The sequence below is a fragment of the Enterobacter cloacae complex sp. 385G4 genome, assembly GCF_057320665.1.
Genome location: NZ_JBXWDD010000002.1, coordinates 14,052 through 32,723, shown reverse-complemented (window position 1 = coordinate 32,723; position 18,672 = coordinate 14,052). Strand labels below are relative to the sequence as shown.

14 protein-coding genes are annotated in these 18,672 nt (G+C 59.9%); 5 read left to right on the top strand and 9 right to left on the bottom strand.

Going from position 1 to position 18,672, the window contains the following annotated elements:
- Nucleotides 1–81: 81 nt before the first annotated feature.
- From AC2FAJ_RS08035 to AC2FAJ_RS08020, 4 genes are all read right to left on the bottom strand, one after another.
- Entirely contained in the window at nucleotides 82–639 is a 558-nt protein-coding gene (locus AC2FAJ_RS08035) for an imm11 family protein (protein WP_485454002.1), read from the bottom strand.
- 2 nt (nucleotides 640–641) lie between these two features.
- Entirely contained in the window at nucleotides 642–4,829 is a 4,188-nt protein-coding gene (locus AC2FAJ_RS08030; RefSeq protein ID WP_485454001.1) for an RHS repeat-associated core domain-containing protein, read from the bottom strand.
- A gap of 17 nt (nucleotides 4,830–4,846) precedes the next feature.
- Nucleotides 4,847–5,284: a DcrB-related protein gene (locus AC2FAJ_RS08025; RefSeq protein WP_041910992.1), complete on the bottom strand. Its 438-nt coding sequence runs from the start codon at nucleotides 5,282–5,284 to the stop codon at nucleotides 4,847–4,849.
- A gap of 117 nt (nucleotides 5,285–5,401) precedes the next feature.
- Entirely contained in the window at nucleotides 5,402–6,292 is an 891-nt protein-coding gene (locus tag AC2FAJ_RS08020; protein ID WP_485454000.1) for an oxidoreductase, read from the bottom strand.
- Between the two features lie 104 nt (nucleotides 6,293–6,396).
- On the opposite strand from AC2FAJ_RS08020, the gene AC2FAJ_RS08015 reads away from it, so the two are divergent.
- Nucleotides 6,397–7,518 (top strand): YbdK family carboxylate-amine ligase, encoded by a 1,122-nt coding sequence (locus AC2FAJ_RS08015; protein ID WP_163333301.1) that lies wholly within the window; start codon nucleotides 6,397–6,399, stop codon nucleotides 7,516–7,518.
- Here AC2FAJ_RS08015 and AC2FAJ_RS08010 read toward each other — a convergent pair.
- From AC2FAJ_RS08010 to AC2FAJ_RS08000, 3 genes are all read right to left on the bottom strand, one after another.
- On the bottom strand, nucleotides 7,448–10,603 hold the full coding sequence (locus AC2FAJ_RS08010) for an efflux RND transporter permease subunit (protein ID WP_485453999.1): 3,156 nt from the start codon (nucleotides 10,601–10,603) through the stop codon (nucleotides 7,448–7,450). The genes AC2FAJ_RS08015 and AC2FAJ_RS08010 overlap by 71 nt on opposite strands.
- Nucleotides 10,604–10,612: 9 nt before the next feature.
- Nucleotides 10,613–11,677, bottom strand: coding sequence for an efflux RND transporter periplasmic adaptor subunit (locus AC2FAJ_RS08005; RefSeq protein ID WP_309258027.1), 1,065 nt, complete (start codon nucleotides 11,675–11,677; stop codon nucleotides 10,613–10,615).
- A gap of 83 nt (nucleotides 11,678–11,760) precedes the next feature.
- A complete protein-coding gene (locus tag AC2FAJ_RS08000) occupies nucleotides 11,761–14,469 on the bottom strand; it encodes a cation-transporting P-type ATPase (protein ID WP_447088150.1) in 2,709 nt (902 codons plus the stop codon).
- A gap of 488 nt (nucleotides 14,470–14,957) precedes the next feature.
- Between AC2FAJ_RS08000 and AC2FAJ_RS07995 the strand changes: the two genes are divergently transcribed.
- Complete coding sequence (locus tag AC2FAJ_RS07995; protein WP_041910998.1) at nucleotides 14,958–15,206, top strand: DUF1158 domain-containing protein; 249 nt, start codon at nucleotides 14,958–14,960, stop codon at nucleotides 15,204–15,206.
- 56 nt (nucleotides 15,207–15,262) lie between these two features.
- Here AC2FAJ_RS07995 and AC2FAJ_RS07990 read toward each other — a convergent pair whose 3' ends face one another.
- Nucleotides 15,263–15,604, bottom strand: coding sequence for a RamA family antibiotic efflux transcriptional regulator (locus tag AC2FAJ_RS07990; RefSeq protein ID WP_028012253.1), 342 nt, complete (start codon nucleotides 15,602–15,604; stop codon nucleotides 15,263–15,265).
- A gap of 32 nt (nucleotides 15,605–15,636) precedes the next feature.
- Nucleotides 15,637–16,740, bottom strand: a complete 1,104-nt coding sequence (locus AC2FAJ_RS07985; protein WP_047362673.1) for a RomA family MBL fold metallo-hydrolase — start codon at nucleotides 16,738–16,740, stop codon at nucleotides 15,637–15,639.
- 190 nt (nucleotides 16,741–16,930) lie between these two features.
- Here AC2FAJ_RS07985 and AC2FAJ_RS07980 point away from each other — a divergent pair, with 190 nt between their 5' ends.
- The 3 genes from AC2FAJ_RS07980 to nfsB all read left to right on the top strand — a co-directional run bounded on the left by AC2FAJ_RS07980 (nucleotide 16,931) and on the right by nfsB (nucleotide 18,653).
- The gene (locus AC2FAJ_RS07980) at nucleotides 16,931–17,521 is read left to right on the top strand and encodes a TetR/AcrR family transcriptional regulator (protein WP_028012251.1); all 591 of its coding nucleotides are present in this window, start codon (nucleotides 16,931–16,933) and stop codon (nucleotides 17,519–17,521) included.
- Entirely contained in the window at nucleotides 17,511–17,879 is a 369-nt protein-coding gene (locus tag AC2FAJ_RS07975; RefSeq protein ID WP_045260724.1) for an MmcQ/YjbR family DNA-binding protein, read from the top strand. Before AC2FAJ_RS07980 ends, AC2FAJ_RS07975 begins: the two co-directional genes overlap by 11 nt.
- Nucleotides 17,880–17,999: 120 nt before the next feature.
- The gene (gene nfsB / locus AC2FAJ_RS07970) at nucleotides 18,000–18,653 is read left to right on the top strand and encodes an oxygen-insensitive NAD(P)H nitroreductase (protein ID WP_041911001.1); all 654 of its coding nucleotides are present in this window, start codon (nucleotides 18,000–18,002) and stop codon (nucleotides 18,651–18,653) included.
- Nucleotides 18,654–18,672: the final 19 nt, after the last annotated feature.

The window sequence follows — 18,672 nt, the reverse complement described above, 5'->3', positions numbered from 1 at the left end:
TTCTTTTGAGCGAAAAGCTGACAGGATGGTCCGGGAAAATTATTCCCCGGACCATTTTGAATAACTCAAATCTTAGGCATATTAATAAAGAGGGTCAATAAACTCTATTCCTTTCACATTATTCTTAGAAAGGAAATCTTTAAACTCATTTGAAATAATTATGCAAGGTTTATACTCACTACATCTTGCCATACTAAAATCTTCAATAACATTTTCCTTGAAGACTATTTTACTAAACTTTCTTGGACCATTAGGCAAATAACTTAATATAGGTTGACTTTCCGAAGATTCCATATCGATGCATGAAACTTCTCTTAGTATATTAATTATTTTATACCCTTGATGTTTGGTTTCATTTACAGATACAGTTGCATCAATAAGTTGAACATCAGTCCGAAAAGCATCATGACAAGAAATTAGCGATGCGAGTCTGGGTGATATGAATATAGGCCCATCACTATAATAAAAATCATATGCTAGTAGTGCCTTTTCACTCACCTTAGATTTTAATGTGAAAAAACACCCATCGTGAGTTTCAATTGATTTACATTGAGAAAAAGCACTTCCAGATATTTCAGGGTGCTGGTATTCAAACCAATAACTATTGGGGTAATCAGAAGCAATTCGTAGCTCATACATACTTAGCACCTCGCTTTTCTAACCGAGTTTTTGTTAAGAATAGTTTTTCCACCGCGTAAATCGGCACGTTCATTTTTTATGATTTCACTCACAGCCTGTTTATACTCTGCTTGTTTCCAGCCGTTTTCTTTCCCGTATTCATATATAGCATCCATCTGGTCACCTATATTTTTTGTATAAACTGGGTGAGACCCACTATGGATTGTTCTTGTCGGATGGTAATCAGCTGACTTAGGCAAATAAATAACATTTTTAATATCATGGATATTAAAATCAGCCGCTTTTATTAAATCATGACCTTTTAACTGTTGTGGGATAATATGATGCTTTTGGAAACCAGTAATACTCGGCATCGTGTTATAGGTCACCAATCCCAGCGGATCAATCCACCCCAACGGATTCGGCGCATACTGATAAAGGTTCCACCCACCATTCAGCCCAATCGGATCCTGCACAATAAACCGCCCGACCTGCGGATCGTAGTAGCGGAACAGGTTATAGTGCAGCCCCGTTTCACCATCAGCGTACTGCCCGGCATAGCAAAGCGGCTGGTGCGCCATCGCCGTGCAATTCACAACCCGTGAGAACCCTTCGCTCTGATGGCGTACCTCGCCAAAACTGCCGTACTGGCCGCTCCAGCGCACCGCGCCGCGTTCGTCGGTCACTTCAAGCGGCGCGCCGTTCAGGTCGGTATTGAACCAGTAAATCTCACCGCTGCTCTGGTCACGAAGATGGTCCACCCGCGCCAGCGGGCTCCAGGCTTCATTCGGGTCGTATACATAGGTGCTGCACAGCCCGCTCTCCTGCTGCTCCTGCAACAGGCGGTAGCCCTGCCACAGGAAGCGCGTTTCGGTGGTGCCGTGCGTCGTGGTGACGATTTTGCGCGTGCGGCGACCCAGCGCGTCGTAGTGATAGCGCGCCTCAAACCGCCCTTCCGGCCCGGTTCCCCGGGCGGACACCAGACGGTTCTCGGCGTCATAGGCATAATGCTGTTCATACAGCCCGTTGCGGCGGCTGACCAGGTTACCCCAGTGGTCGTATTTCATGAACAGCGCCTGCCAGTGCTGCAGGCGGTTATCCGTGACCGGTACCGCATCATCACTGGCAGCGAGGTTATCCGCGGCGTCGTAGCTGAACTGCGCGCGGCTGTGCCCCTGTCGGGCCTCGTAGTGCTTCAGCAGGCGCCCTTCGGCGTCGTAGCCGTAGTCAACCTCACCGCGCAGGGTGTCGCTGACGCCGGAAAGCTCACCGCGCGCGGTATAGCGATACAGGCGTTCCAGTATCGCCTGCTCCGGCAGGGTCACGTCCGTGCTCAGCTCGCTACGCTGAAGGGTGCGTCTGCCGAGGCTGTCATACTGGCGGAGCTGCTCGCGCGCGCCCTGGGTGCGGCGCACTTCCCGGTGCAGGCGGTCGCGGGTGAACTCGGTCACCAGCTGCTGCCCGAAGCGGATGGCGCTGACGTGGCCGGAGCCGTAGTGCAGCCAGGCCAGCTTTTGCTCGCCGGGCAGCGTCAGGCCGGTCAGGTTGCTCAGGGCATCCCATTCGTAGCCCACCGCGCCGTTAATGCCGGACTCGCTCAGCACGCGCCCGGCGGCGTCGTGGCGGTAAGCGATCTCATCGCTTTCGATACCCAGGGCAACGCCTTCAGCGGTTGGCGTGCGGCGGATGCGGGCGATCTGGCCGCTCAGGTCGCGGAAGTAGCGGTACTCCGCGTGGCGCTGAGTGCGCCCGATCAGCAGGCCGCTGTCGTCATAGCTGAACTGCTGGACGCGACGGGCGATACCGCCGTCGGCGGCAGGCCTGCCGTTTTCTTCGAGCGCGCAGAGGAACCCTCGCGCGTCCCATTCCATATGGCGCACGGTCTCGTCCGGGCGCGTTTCGCTGAGCGGGCGGCCCACGGCGTCGTAGGTGAAGCGGTATTCCGCCCCGTTGCCGTTATCGAGTCGCAGCAGGTTACCGCGCGGGTCGTAGCGCCACTGGCGCACGCGGCCAATACGGTCGGTAAGGCTGACCGGGAGGCCGAGCGCGTTATAGGCCCAGCGCACCTCGCTTTCCAGCGGGTCGCGCCAGCCCGTGAGCTGGCCGCGTTCGTTCCACACCAGCGACTCGCGGCTGCCGTCCGGATGGATCACGGCGCTCAGCAGCCCGGCGTTGTTCCACTCCCGGCGCGTAATGTTCCCTTCCGCATCCTCGCTGGCAATCAGCTGCCCGAAGCGGTCGTAGGTGAAGCGGGTCACGCTGCCGGAGCAGTCGGTGCGCTGCGTCAGCAGCCCCTGGTGGTTCCAGACCAGGCGCACCACGCCGCCCGTGGCGTCGGTGATGCTCTCCAGCAGGTTTTCTTCATCATCGGGATAGCGATACGCGGTGGTGCTATCGGCCGGATCCGTCTCTGAGAGCAGGCGACCGCGAAGATCGTACCTGGCCTGCGATGAGGTGCCGTCCGGGTACACCGTGCGGGTGATGCGGTCGGTCAGACGATACCAGTGATACTCCGTGCGGCGGCCCGCCGGGTCCGTCTCGCTGGTCATGCGGCCGTATTTGTCCCACGTGCTGCGGCGCATCGCCCCGCCGGGCAGGATGACGTCGCAGAGCTCGCCGTCGCGGTAGACAAAGGTCGTCTGGCGACCGTCGTAATCCGTGAAGCGCGCGACGTTGTCATCGTCATCCACCAGCCAGTGCGCCTGCGCGCCGTCTTCGCGGGTCGCACGGCGGGTGCCGTTATCAAAATCGTATTCGAACGTCAGCTGTTCGCCGCCGCTGTGGCGGAAGCCGACCACGCGCGGCAGGCCATCAATCTCCCGCCAGCGGTATTCGCTCAGCAGGCCGTTGGCGTCCTCATGGGCGCTCATCAGCCCGTCCTGCCAGCGGAAGCGTCGGCGCACGCTACCGCCCCGGCCGGTCACACTGACCAGCTGGCGCTGTTCATCATAAGCGTAACTGACCAGGCAGATCTCGTCATCCAGCCAGGCGCCGACGAGCCTGTCGCGGTCGTAGCGGCAGACCACGCGCTGGCCCGCGCTGTCTGTCAGGGCATGCAGGGTATTATCCGCATTCCACTCGAAGAGGATAGCGTTGCCGCAGGATTCAGAGATGCGCTGGAGCAGCGACGGGGCATCATCCCGCAGCGGCGCATAGTGCCAGCGCTCGCCGCTGACGTCATACACCGACCAGCTGTCGTCCTGGTGGTGTTCAAGCCAGTTCTTTTCGCTTTCACAGTAGGTGCGCATCCCTTTCGGGACCTTCGGGAAGGCAACGTAATCGCCGGACGGCGCGCGCCACGCCAGGCCGTCCTGATAAGGCTCCAGGCGGCTTTCCCAGAACAGGCTCCAGCCGCGGCCCAGCACGCTGTCGCCGGGGTTGCCGCTGCGCCAGTAGCGCTGCCAGCGCACAGGAAGACGGGAAGGCAGGATGAAGTCCAGCTCATCATCCCCGCTGAGAAACTTCTGTCCGCTGACGATATCCACCGGGCGGGCGATGATCCCCGCGGCGGCCACGCCGGTCATCAGCGTGCCGGCGCGGCAGGCGATACGGGCCAGCTTGTTGATCCCGGGGATTTTCCCCAGCAGCTTAGAGAGCGCCCCGACTTTGCCGGCGGCACCGCCCCACCCGCCAATCAACCCGGCGAACAGCAGGGTAAGATCGGAGACTTTATACAGCCACTCGGGGACTTCAGACTGAATGGGCAGGGTTTGCTGCGGATCGCCGCCGATAATGACGTTGTCCGAACCGGTCATCACCTTGGCGTCGCAGGTGGTGCGATCCCCGATGCGGGCCGCAGGCAGGCCGTTAATGGAAACACGCGAGGAGCCTTCGGCCATCTGCTGCGAGCCGTCGTCAGAGCACTTTACCGCGCTGTCCGTGGCCATGGCGGCGGGTTTACCGTTGATAAACACATTGGGCGAGCCGGAGGTGATGACGCCTTTCTTCGTCATGCTGGATGCCCCGGCGTCCGCAATGCTGTCCCGGGCGGCGGTCGCCAGCTCCCCGGTGTAGTACCCCACGGCCAGGCTGGCGCCGACGAGCAGGACGCCCACGCCAAGGCAGGATGCGCCGAGTCCGGCAATAAACATGGCCCCCGCCAGAATGCCCCCGGCGGCGGCAATCAGGCCACCGACAATCGTTCCGGCAATCATCCCGGCCAGCGCACCGGAGTGGCCGATATCATCACCTACGCGTGCAGCTTCAAACATAACAACGGTCCCTGGTGTTAATGGTGGAAGCGGAAGCTCCTGAGAAGATCGCCAAACAGCGCGCCGTCGGCATCGCCCGGCGCGCGAGTGCAGGTCATGGTGAACACCAGAATTTTATCGTTCTTGACGTTAAATACGGCCTGCTGCTGCCAGATGCGTTTCCCGTCGCGCAGGTAGCTTGCATGGACGGTTTCACCCTGCAAAAGGCCGTCGCCCAGCGTCGCGGCGCTGCGCTCATCCTGCTTCCAGCCCTTGATGTGTTTTGCCATCAGGGCGAGCTGGCGATCGATATACGCGGCAAGCGCTTCGCCGGGGTTGAGGGCATCGCGGGAGATATTGAACGCTGGCGCATCCGCAGCGGGCGGCGCGAATACGTTGACGGTACGATCCTGATAACCTTCAGGAAAAGCGATCAGTCCTTCACTGAAAAGACACTGCGAAGTTGGTTCTGACATTGAGCGGGTCCCACCACATTTTTTCAGAAGCGGTAAGTTTCGCATATGTGTTTAAGGCTGACTATCCCCAGATTATTGCTCCGCGGACACCCTCGCCGAACGGAAAAACAGCGGCCGTTAGCCCGGCCCCTCGCTCCCCGTCGCCAGCAGCGGCACCACCACGTCGCTGATGGGCACCGCAATGCCGTGCCTGCGGCCGTAGCGCTGGATGACGCCGTTACGGATATCCCACTCCATCGGGCGATCCGCCTGACGGTCAGCGAGAATCGACGTACCTAAATCCACGGGCGCGCGTTGGAAGTTCGCCAGGATCTCCTGCGCCACGTCATCGTTCAGCTTCGCCCCCTCCGCGCGGGCGACGGTCAGCCCTTCGCGCAGGTAGGCCAGCGCCAGCTCGCTGACATCCTCGCGCCTGAACATCCCGGCGCGGCGGTTGGCCAGCACCATCAGCCCGGCGACCGCGTTTTGCAGCAGCTTGCGCCAGGCGACGGTGGCAAAATCTTCCGAGAGCTCAACCGCGCAGCGCGTATCACGAAGCGCTTCGACCACCCGCTGCACCTGGGGCACGTCCGGCAGCGTCAGGCGCGGTTTGGCGCGCAGCCAGACGGAGGCATCCGGCTCGCGCTGCGCCGGGAACCAGACCACCGACGGCAGCACCATTGCGCCACTGACCAAAGGCTCAAGCTGCGCCTTCTGCTCTACGCCGTTTTGCAGCGCGCAGACCACGGTATTTTCATCGCACAGCGCGCGCAGCCACCCGGCGCTGTCGGAATTTTGCGTCGTTTTTACCGCCACAAAAACAAGAGCTGCGGGGCGAGTAATGACGGACGGATCGGTGAATACCGGCCCAGGCACCACCGTTTCACCCTCGTCGTAGCGCAAACGCAGCTCAGGATGCGCGGTGCGTCCGCACAGCAGCGGCGTGCGGCCCGCGTCATGCAACACCGCGGCAATGGTGGTGCCAATCGCACCGGGACCAATCAGCGCAATGGTTGGATGGTCAGACATGAGTCACTCCCCTTTTGCTAAGCCTGCTATCAGTTATACCACCCTGAGACGAGCGCGCCACACCCGTTGTCTATACTCAACATTCACAGACAACGGAGTGCGCCATGCCTTTACCTGATTTCAAATCCTCTGAACCTTTTACCCTCGGCATCGAGCTTGAACTGCAGGTGGTTAACCCGCCGGGCTACGATCTGAGCCAGGACTCCTCCGCGCTCATTGCCGCCGTCAAAGACGACATCAAAGGCGGCGAAGTCAAACACGACATCACCGAAAGCATGCTCGAAATCGCCACCGGCGTGTGCCAGAACATCGACCAGGCGGCGGCACAGTTCTCGGTGATGCAGCAGAGCATCCTGCGCGCGGCGGCGGATCAGCACATTCAGATCTGCGGCGGCGGGACGCACCCGTTCCAGAAGTGGCAGCGTCAGGAGGTGTGCGACGACGAGCGCTATAACGTCACGCTGGAGCGCTTTGGCTACCTGATTTTGCAGGCAACGGTGTTCGGACAGCACGTGCACGTCGGCTGCCGGACCGGGGATGACGCCATTTATCTCCTGCACGGCCTGTCGCGCTTCGTGCCGCACTTTATCGCCCTGGCGGCCGCCTCGCCGTACATGCAGGGCACCGATACGAAGTTCTCCTCGTCGCGGCTCAACATCTTCTCCGGGTTCCCGGATAACGGCCAGATGCCGTGGGTTAACAGCTGGCAGGAGTTCGAAGGGCTGTTTCGCCGCCTGAGCGCTACCAGCATGATCGACAGCATTAAAGATCTGCACTGGGACATCCGCCCCAGCCCGCACTTTGGTACCGTCGAGGTACGGGTGATGGATACCCCGCTGACGCTCGGCCACGCGATTAATATCGCCGGGCTGATCCAGGCGACGTCCCACTGGCTGCTGACCACGCGGCCGTATAAGCATCAGGAGCGGGATTTTCTGCTGTACCGCTTTAACCGTTTTCAGGCGTGTCGCTACGGGCTGGAGGGGGTTCTGACGGACGTGCATACCGGCGAGCACAAAACCGTGGCGGAGGATATCGCCTGGCTGCTGGAGCAGGTGGCGCCGTCGGCCGAGAAGCTCGGCGCAACGAGCGCCATCAAGGAAATTGCCCTGCTGTTAAAGCAGGGCAAGAGCGAGGCGCAGCGCATGCGGGACTTCATCGCCGACGGCGGCTCGCTGATTTCTCTGGTTCAGAAGCACTGCGAGCTGTGGGCGACGAGTCCGTAAGGCCGTGGCCCCACTCGCGCAGGCGCTGGAACAGCACGAACAGCGCGGGGATAAACACAATCCCTACCACGGTTGCCACCAGCATGCCGCTGAACACCGTGGTGCCAATGATGCGGCGGCTCTGAGCACCCGCCCCGGTCGCCAGCATCATCGGCAGGACGCCGATGATGAACGACACGGCGGTCATCATCACCGCGCGGAAGCGGCGCGATGCCCCTTCCCGCGCGGCATCGACAATCGCCATCCCGTCCATCCGCCGCGCGCGGGCGAACTCCACGATAAGAATCGCGTTTTTCGCCGCTAACGCGATCAGCAAGACCAGACCGATCTGCACGTACACGTCGTTGGCGTAGCCCGCCAGCCATAGCCACACCAGCGCCCCGCCGATGGCGAACAGCACCGAGAGCATCACGCTCGCCGGGAGCGTCCAGCTCTCGTACTGGGCGACGAGGAACAGCCACGCCATCACCACCGCCGCCAGCACAATCCATATCGCCTGGTTGCCGGTCTGCTGCTCCTGATACGACATGCCGCTCCAGGCGTAGTCGTACCCGGCAGGCAGGCTCTGCGCCAGAATTTCGCCCATCGCCGCCATCGCGGTGCTGCTGCTTACCCCTTCCGCTGCCGAACCGCTTACCGATACCGACGGGAACTGGTTGTACTGCTGAATAAATGGCGCGCCGACGGTCGGCGTGATGGTGACGAGGTTGCTCAGACGCACCCGTTCGCCGCTGTTGCTGCGCACGAACAGCTCGCTGATTTGCTCCGCGCGCTCGCGCCACTGCATCTCGTTCTGCATCACCACGTGGTAGACGCGGTTGTTGACGCTGAAATCCCCGGCGCGCGTGCCGCCAAAGGCGGTTTGCAGGCTGCTGAAGATGCGAGACACCGGCACGTCGAGGCGAGCCGCACGCTCGCGGTCAACGGTCAGCGTCAGCTGCGGCACGTTGCTGCTCCAGGTGGTGAACACGCGGCTCAGCTGCGGATGCTGGTTGGCTTTTGCCAGCACCTCACGCGTGACGCGCTCCAGCTCCGCCGGGCTCTGCCCCGCCTGCGCCTGAATGCGCAGGTCGAAGCCAGAGGCGTTGCCCAGCCCCGGCAGCGTCGGCGGCGCGAAGGTCATGATGGTCGCTTCCGGCAGGGCCAGCAGCTGTCGCTGAAGGGTGCCCATCACCTCGTCCAGCGGCGGGCGCTCGCTCCAGTCCTTCAGCATGATGGAGATAAACCCGCCGTTGGAGGCGCTGGTGCCGTTGAGGATGTTAAACCCGGAAACCTGAATGACGTCTTCCACCGCCTGGTTTTTAGCGATCAGCGCGCGCGCTGTGGTCATTACCGCTTCGGTGCGCTCCAGCGAGGCCGCCTCCGGCAGCTGGACGCTGGCGAAGAAGTAGCCCTGATCTTCCTGGGGCAGGAAGCCCTTTGGCATCGACATAAAGCTGAACGCCACCACCGCCGCCGCGCCTGCGGTGGCCAGCAGCGCCAGCCACGGACGTCGGTTGAACACGCTCACTATCCGGGTGTAAAGCGTGCGCGTAGCGTCCAGCCCACGGTTGAACCCACGGAAAATGGCGGCAGGCTTCGCCGGACGCGGGCGCAGCAGCATGGCACAGAGCGCGGGCGTCAGGGTCAGCGCCACCAGGCTTGAGAGCGTGACGGCGGTCGAAAGCGTCACCGCGAACTGGCGGTACAGCTCGCCCACAATTCCCGGCAGGAGAGCCACCGGCACAAACACCGCCAGCAGCACCAGCGTGGTAGCAATCACCGGCCCGGCAATCTGGCGCAGCGCCAGCGCGGTCGCTGCCGTGCGGCTCTGCCCTTCCGCCATCAGGGTTTCGACGCTCTCAACCACCACGATGGCATCATCCACCACCATGGTCAGCGCCAGAATAATGGCGAACAGGCTCAGCGTGTTGGCGGAGTAGCCGAGCGCGTAGAGCACCGCAAAGGTGCCCACCAGCGACACCGGAATGGCGAGGGCGACAATCAGCGTCGCGCGCCAGCTTTGCAGGAACAGGGAAACGACCACCACAACCGCCAGCATGGTCAGCGCCAGCGAGACGCCAATCTCTTTAATGGTGGCGGCAACGAAGTTGGTGGTGTCGAATTTTACCTCGTAGACCAGGTCGTCCGGGAAGCGCGTCGAGAGACGCTCCAGCTCCGCGCGCACCGCGTCGGCCACGCGCAGGGCGTTGGCGGACGGCGTTGGGTAGATGCCAAGGTAAGCAGAGTCATGCCCGTTCAGCTGGGCGCCCGAGCTGTAGCTGCGCGAACCGAGCTCGATGGTGGCGACGTCCTTCAGGCGCACCAGCTGGCCCATCTCCCCGGCGCGAATAATGATGTCGGCAAAGTCTTCGGCCTGGCTTAAGCGCCCCAGCCCGTTGATGGTCAGCGTCTGCTGCTGGCCGTTGAATACCGGTGGCGTACCGATCTGGCCCGCCGCTCCCTGCACGTTCTGCTCGCGCAGCGCCTGCGCCACGTCATCGGTGGTCACGTTCAGGGCGTTCATGCGGTCCGGACGCAGCCAGATGCGCATGCTGTAGTCCCGCGCGCCAAACATCTGCACCTGTCCCACGCCCGGCAGACGCGACAGCGCCTCGCGCACCTGCGTGCTGGCGTAGTTGCTGACAAACAGCGGCGTGTGGGTGTTGTTCGGTGAGTAAAGGCTTACACCCATCATCAGGTTGGTGGCGCGCTTGCGCACCTGCACGCCGTTTTGCTGTGCCTCGGTCGGCAGCTGCGCCACGGCCTGCGCCACGCGGTTTTGCACGTCGATGGCGGCGAGGTCCGGATCGGTCCCTGCCGCAAAGGTGATGTTCAGGCTGTAGCTACCTTCATCCGAACTGGTGGACTCCATATAGAGCATGTGATCCACCCCGTTAAGCTGCGTCTCCAGCGGCGTGGCGATGGCCTCCGCCACGTCAGCCGAGCTGGCGCCCGGCCAGCTGGCGGACACATTCACCACCGGCGGGGTGATCTGCGGATACTGCTCTACCGGAATAATCCTCAGCGCGATGGCCCCCAGCAGGGTGATGACCAGCGCAATCACCATCGCGAAGCGCGGGCGTTTGATGAAAAACGTCAGCATGATGGCTCCTTAATTGAGTATCTGGACGGCAGCGCCGGGCTGCACGCGCTGCGCGCCGTCGGTAATCGCTCGCTCACCGGGCTTCACGCCGGAGGCAATCTGAAACTGCTGGCCGATCTGGCCGGCCACGTTCAGCGGGCGCCTTTCGGCGTTGCCGTCGGCGTTAACCACCCAGGCGAAGAACCCGTCGCCGTTCTGCTGGACCGCGGCGGCAGGCAGCGTCAGCACCGGCTGCTCGCTCGCCGGACGCAGGTAGACGTTCACGTTGCCGCCGGGCAGCAGCTGGTGGCGCGGGTTAGCAAACTCGGCGCGCAGCATCACGCTGGCGGTGCGCGGGTCGATCCGGTTGTCCACGGAGGTAAGTTCCCCGCTGACGCGCTGGCCGTTGCTGTCAATCAGCGCCTGCCAGGCCTGCTTCATGGCGCTGATATCCGCATGCTGTCCGGCTTTAGTGGCAAACGCGCCCTCTTCCAGCGCAAAGGCGATGCGGATCGGGTCAAGCTGCACTACCTCCACCAGCACGCCGCTGGCAGGATTCACCAGGCTGCCCACGTGGTACTGGCTGTGGCCCACGCGACCGTCAATCGGCGAGGTGATGCGGGTGTAGTTCAGGGTGACGCTGCGGGTGTCGAGCCGGGCTTTCGCCTGCTCCAGCGCGGCGCTCGCCACATCGCGCTGCATGCGGGCATTATCCACGTCGTGACGGCTGATGGCGTTGCTGCTGCCCAGGCTTTCGAAGCGGGAAAGCTGCTGCTGCGCCTGACGCAACGTGGCTTCAGCGCTTCTCACTTCAGCCTGCGCCAGACGCAGGGCAGCGCGCGGCTCGGCGTCGTCCAGCTCGAACAGCACGTCGCCTTTTTTCACGTACTGCCCGTCGCGGAAGTTGATTTTCGTTATCACGCCTTCCGTACGCGCGCGCAGCTCAACGGTGTGAATGGCTTCGATGCGGCCCGGGATCTGGCGCTCGGCGGCATGGGCGGTCTGCTCCACGGTGGCGACGCGAACGGGGATCGCGGCGGCGAAGACGGGTTGCAGGGTACTGACAAGAAGGGCGAACAGGAGTGGAAGTTTCATGGGAGTACCTCAGCGTTGTTTCTCCCCTCACCCCGGCCCTCTCCCCAAAGGGGCGAGGGTTAGGGTGAGGGGTAAGATTTTCGTTATGCAGCCTTACGGAACCTGCGGGTCAGTCGCTTCTCGATTTCGACGACGAAGAACATCACCCCAGCCACCGCCAGCGTCACGAACCAGTAGCGCAGCGGCAGCGCTTCGGTGCCGAACAGCATCTGCATAAACGGCAGGTAGATAATGGCCGCCTGGAGCAGGAACAGTACGCCCGTCACCAGCCAGATCCCTTTGTTCGCCAGCAGGCCGCGGTTGAGGGAGAACCCTTCGGTGTTGCGGCAGTTAATCATGTACACCCACTGGGCGCAGACCAGCATCTGCAGCAGCACGGTGCGGATGAACTCCGCGCTGTGGCCACGCGGGGCCAGCCAGGCTTCAAGCGCAAAGGCGGCGATGGCAATCATGGTGCCGACGAAGGCCACGCGCCATACGGCGTAGGCATCCATCACGTGCTGCCCGGTCTGGCGCGGCGGGCGGCGCATGATGTTGCGCTCGGCGGCCTCAAAGGCCAGGCCGAAGGAGAGCGTGGCGGAGGTCGCCATGTTCATCCACAGAATCAGCACTGGCGTTAGCGGAATGATGTTCCCCGCCAGCAGCGCAATCACAATCAGCAGCCCCTGCGCCAGGTTGGTCGGCATGATGAACAGGATGGTTTTCTTCAGGTTGTCGTAAACGCGACGCCCCTCTTTCACCGCGCTGGCGATGGTGGCAAAGTTATCATCCGTCAGGACCATGTCCGCCGCCTCTTTGGTGACTTCCGTGCCCTTAATGCCCATCGCGATGCCGACGTCTGCCTGGCGCAGCGCCGGGGCATCGTTTACGCCGTCACCGGTCATGCCGACGATTTCACCTTTGTCCTGCAGCGCTTTCACCAGGCGCAGCTTATGCTCCGGGCTGGTACGGGCGAAGATGTCATACTTCACCGCCGCTTCCGCCAGCTCGGCATCGTCCATTTTCTCCAGCTGATAGCCGGTGACCGCCTGCTCGCTGTTGCTGATCCCCAGCATCTGGCCGATGCTCATCGCCGTCTGCGGGTGATCGCCGGTGATCATCTTGACGCGGATCCCCGCCTGCTGGCAGGCGTTAATCGCATCAATCGCTTCCGGGCGCGGCGGATCCATCATCCCGGCGATGCCGAGGAAGATCAGGCCGTGGCTCAGGTCGTCGTGCGTTAACGCCTGTTCGCCGTTCGCCGGCTTGAACGCCGCGGCAACCATGCGCAGCCCCTGACGCGCATAGCGCTCCATCTCCGTTTCCCAGTACGCGCGGTTGAAGGCTTCCGCACCGTTGCGCGTCTGCTGCTGGTTGCACAGGGCGAAAATGACGTCCGGCGCGCCGGTAATCAAAATCTGCTCCTCACCGCCAATCTGGTAGTGGGTGCTCATGTACTTGTACTGAGAATCGAACGGGATCTTGTTAACCAGCGTGGTCGCCACCGGCTCAAGGCTGGCCTTCGCCGCCAGCACCTTCAGCGCGCCCTCGGTCGGCCCACCGGTAATGCCCCACAGGCCGCGCTCGTCCTGAATCAGCTGGCTGTCGTTGCACAGGTCAACGGTGCGCAGGTACTGCTCCAGGACGGTGCCCGGCTGGATCTGCACCGGCTCGTCGCTGCCTTCCAGGTAGATATTGCCTACCGGCTCGTAGCTGTTACCGTCCACGCGGTAGCAGACGTCGGCGGTGATAATGGCTTTTACCGTCATCTCGTTCATGGTCAGGGTCCCGGTTTTATCCGAGCAGACCACGGTCATCCCGCCCAGCGTTTCAACCGTCGGCAGCTTGCGGATAATCGCCCGCTTGCGTGCCATCGCCTGTACGCCAAGGGAGAGGATGATGGAGATAATCGCCGGCAGGCCTTCCGGTACGGAGGCGACCGCCAGGCTGATCAGGGAGAGCAGCAGCTCGCCCATCGGGATCTCGCGGAACATCAGGCTGAAGACGAACAGCGCGGCCATCATCGCCAGAATAATGACGAAGATGGCTTTACCGAGCTTGTCCATCTGCACCAGCAGCGGGGTACGGTGCTTTTCAATGCCCGCCATCATCTGGTTGATGTGGCCGAGTTCCGTATCCTTACCGGTCGCGGTGACCACGCCGACGCCGCCGCCTGCACTCACGGTCGTCCCGGAAAAAACCATATTGGTGCGGTCGCCCAGCGGTAATTCGCCGCTCAGCGAATTCGTGTGTTTATCCACCACGGTGGACTCACCGGTCAGAATCGCCTCCTCCACGCGTAAATTATGCGCTTCGATTAAACGCATATCCGCCGGAATACGATCCCCCGCGCGCAATACAATAATATCGCCCGGAACTATTTCCGTCGTTGGTATGGTTTCATGGTTGCCGTTGCGAATAACGCGCGCCTCACTGGAAAGCATATTGCGAATACTCTTCAGCGATTTTTCTGCGTTGCTTTCCTGAATATGGCCAATTAGCGCATTGATGACCGCCACGCCCAAAATTACCAGCGTATCGACCCAGTGACCCATTACCGCCGTTAATACCGCGGCGGCCAGCAGAACGTAAATCAGCACATCGTTAAAATGGGCCAAAAAACGCAGCCAGGCGGGTTTACCTTTTTTCTCCGGCAGCGCGTTCGGCCCTGTTTTTTGCAGACGCGCCTGCGCCTCTGCACGATCCAGACCGCTGGCCTGGCTCTGCACGTGGGTAAGCACCTGCTCTGCGGTCTGCTGGTATGCCAGCCCGCCGGAAGGCGGCACGTTTGGGGAGAATTTTTTTTCGGTCATCATATTTTTCCTTCAATATCCGGTGAACAGAAGCCTGAATTCCTTTCTGGCTTAAATAAATTGATTTTAAAGTCTTGCGGGTAAAATTGATCTACCGCAATATATTTACCACTGGGTTATTCAGAATTGATTAAAATTATTTCGACGAGCTGATTTTTACAAAATATTTCTAAACCAATCCTAAACGAGGGGGAACCATGTTTGGTATTTATCGCGGACGGCACCTGGCGTTATACATTGTCGCAGCCATTGTTATTGCGACGTTAATTGGATATAGCACCTATATGTTTGTAAAATTATTTTCGTGATGCAGACATTTATTTACATAGCGCGATATTAATTTAATCATCAGGATTAAATTATTCTCCTTCCGCGCATTATTCTTCGGGGGAAGGAATTATTTAATTAAAAAAGGGCTGACGGGTTGATATTGCTTTACGTTAAAGGATGCCGGACAATGACTTTTTTAACTGACGATTAACATTACGATGAAACACCCGTTGGAATCGCTGCTGACTGCGGGGGGCATTTTATTGATGGCCCTGATCTCTTGCTTACTGCTACCCGCGCCGTCGCTGGGTCTGGTGCTGGCGCAGAAGCTGGTTCAAACCTTTCATATGGTCGACCTGAACCAGCTCTACACCATTTTGTTCTGCGTGTGGTTTTTACTGCTCGGCGCTATCGAATTCTTCATCCTGCGTTTCGTCTGGCGCCGCTGGTTTTCACTGGCGTCGTAGGCCAATAAAAAAGCCGGGTAGCAGCGATGCCTTACCCGGCCTTTGTTTCGTCAATTTCAATGCGCCCGACTATGGTTCTCTTTGCGGTAAGCCCCGGGCGGCTGATGGAAGGTGCGGGTAAAGATGCGCGTAAACGTCTGCTGCGATTCAAAGCCGTAGCGCAGGCAGATTTCGTACACGCGCTCGTCAGATTCACGCAGATCCCGCGCCGCCAGCAGCAGCTTGCGCTCGCGGATGTAGCGCCCCAGGCTTTCGCCTTTGTACTGCATAAACAGCCGCTGTAAATGCCACTTGGAGTAACCCGCGTGGCGGGCGATCTCTTCGATGCGTAGCGGCTGGTGTAGGTTGTCATCGATCCATTCGACAATCGTATCAATGACCTGAGCGGAAATCGTCATGCTGCTCTCCCCCTCTGTTTCTTGGTTCAACATTATTCCCACCACTCACGAAATTGTTGCGTGCTATCGCTCACCCGGACCGGCTCACCCAGCTCCGGCGTCAGCAGCCGATAATTTTTGTCCTTGCTGGCCCGCGCCAGCTGGATCAGCGGATCGTTCCAGGTGTGTTTCGCCAGCACGAAACGTCCGTTATGCCCCGGCACCACCGCTTTCGCATTGAGGTCCGCCGAGGCCTGCGCCGTTTCATCCGGCAGCATGTGGATGTACTTCCAGTCCTGGTCGTACTGGCCGTTTTCCATGATGGCTAAATCCACTTCACCAAACTGTTCGCCGATGGCCTTAAAGTGCGGGCCATAACCGGAATCGCCGCTGTAGTAGACCTTCTGCTCTCGCGTGACAAACATGAAGCTGCCCCACAGGGTCTGGTCACGCTTAATGCCGCGCCCCGAGAAGTGGCGCGCGGGCAGGACGTGAACCGTCAGCGCATCGCTGATGTGCACCGACTGGTTCCAGTCCCGTTCGTCGATAATCTCAGGCTTCATTCCCCAGTAGCGCAGGTGGGATCCCACGCCGAGCGGCGTGACGACGCGCTTCACCTTCGGCAGCAGCGCCCGGATGGTGGCGTAGTCCAGATGGTCGTAGTGATCGTGCGAGATAATCAGCAGGTCGATTTCCGGCATGCTCTCCGCGCGCCACGGATACTCTCCCGCAAACGCTTTATTGAGGAACGAGAACGGCGCGGCGTAGTTGCCGAGGACCGGGTCGATCAGAATGCGTTTTCCCGCCAGCTGCATATACCACGAGGAGTGGCCGAGCCACACCAGCGTATCCTGCTCCAGAGGCAGGCTCGCCAGATCGGTTTTCACTAGCGGCAGCGGCTGCGCCGGACGAGCGTTTTCGGTTTTACGGGTCAGGAACTGCCACCACGCCACCAGCATGTTTTGCTGCCCGGTAAAGCCAGGCGTCGGGAGCGCGTTGTGGAACTTCCCGTCGCGATAGTGCGGAGAAGCCTCCACTTCCGTAAGCTGCGCACCCTGCGGCGGCTGGCCAAATCCGGCATTCAGAACAAACGGTAAACTCGCAGCTGAAGCAATAATCATGAGGAACACCACGCAGATGAAGAGAGGCTTTTTCATATCCTGACCCGAAAACGCGCGCCATCCGATGGTTTACGCGGGGGAAACTTGATTATGAGTGAGTAAGCACTCATTATAGATATGATGATAAAGTCGTCAAGACGTTTTCGATCTTTGACATTCCGCGTTGCAGCGTGTCAAAGCACGTGTTTCAATCAGGGTTTTTATAATTGAAAGGGGGAAAAATTTAGTGGCACGTCCGAAGAGTGAAGATAAAAAACAGGCCTTACTGGAAGCCGCGACGGTGGCATTTGCACAGTCAGGTATTGCCGCCTCAACGGCGTTAATTGCCCGTAATGCGGGCGTCGCTGAAGGCACGCTGTTTCGCTACTTTGCTACTAAAGACGATCTGCTGAATGCCCTTTACCTGCACCTCAAGCAGGATCTCTGCCAGACCATGCTGGCGAACCTCGATCGCACCCTCACGCTTCCTAAAGAGCATACCCGCAATATCTGGAACAGCTACGTGGACTGGGGGATTCGTAACCCCGTGGCGCATGCGGCGATCCGCCAGATTGGCGTGAGTGAAAAGCTAAGCGCTGAAACGGAACAGGCGGTGAAAGAGATGTTTCCGGAACTTCACGAGCTATGCCGCCGTTCGGTGCGCCCGGTGTTTATGTCCGATGAATTCAAAACGTTTGGCGATGCGCTTTTCTTATCGCTGGCGGAAACCACCATGGAGTTTGCCACCCGCGATCCGTCCCGCGCCACCGATTTTAAAGCGCTGGGTTTCGAAGCCATGTGGCGCGGACTGGCTCAGGAGGATAACGATGGACAGTAAATCCCTGCAGGCGCACGCAAAACGCGTCGCGCTGGAGATGCCTTTCACCGAACACTGCTGGCCGTTTGGCCCCGAGTACGACGTGTTTAAGGTGGGCGGGAAAATTTTTATGCTGATGGCCACCGCGCACGGACGCCCCCACGTTAGCCTGAAATCCGACCCGGAAAAATCCCTGTTAAATCAGCAGATTTACCGTGGCGTTGAGCCGGGCTACCACCTCAATAAAAAACACTGGATTTCGCTCTACGGCACCGAGGACATCACGCCAGAACTGGTCGCCGACCTGATCGCGGATTCGTGGAACCTGGTCGTCGATAAGCTGCCGAAAAAAGACCAGAAATGGATACGCCCTGCCTGATTGTTCGTCTGTGCCGAACAGTATAACCGCTCGAATCGCACTTATCTTTTGCCGCTTCGCGCGGTAATCTGCTCTCCTTTCGCGCCCGCGCACGGGCGAATTTCATTACCAGGAGTAGTTATGGATATCATTTCTGTCGCCCTGAAACGCCACTCTACCAAGGCGTTCGACCCAACCAAAAAACTGACCGCTGAAGAAGCAGAGAAAATCAAAACCCTGCTGCAGTACAGCCCGTCCAGCACCAACTCCCAGCCGTGGCACTTCATTGTGGCCAGCACCGAGGAAGGTAAAGCCCGCGTGGCGAAATCCGCGGCGGGCACTTACGTGTTCAACGAACGCAAAATGCTGGACGCCTCTCACGTGGTGGTGTTCTGCGCGAAAACCGCGATGGACGACGCCTGGCTGGAACGCGTTGTCGACCAGGAAGAGGCCGATGGCCGTTTCAACACGCCGGAAGCTAAAGCCGCGAACCATAAGGGCCGCACCTACTTCGCCGATATGCACCGCGTGGATCTGAAAGATGACGACCAGTGGATGGCGAAACAGGTTTACCTGAACGTCGGTAACTTCCTGCTGGGCGTGGCCGCGATGGGCCTGGACGCGGTGCCGATTGAAGGCTTTGACGCGGCCATTCTGGATGAAGAGTTTGGTCTGAAAGAGAAAGGCTTCACCAGCCTGGTGGTGGTCCCGGTCGGGCATCACAGCGTGGAAGATTTTAACGCCACGCTGCCGAAGTCTCGTCTGCCGCTGAGCACGATTGTGACCGAGTGCTGATTCAAACGGGTCGCTGCAC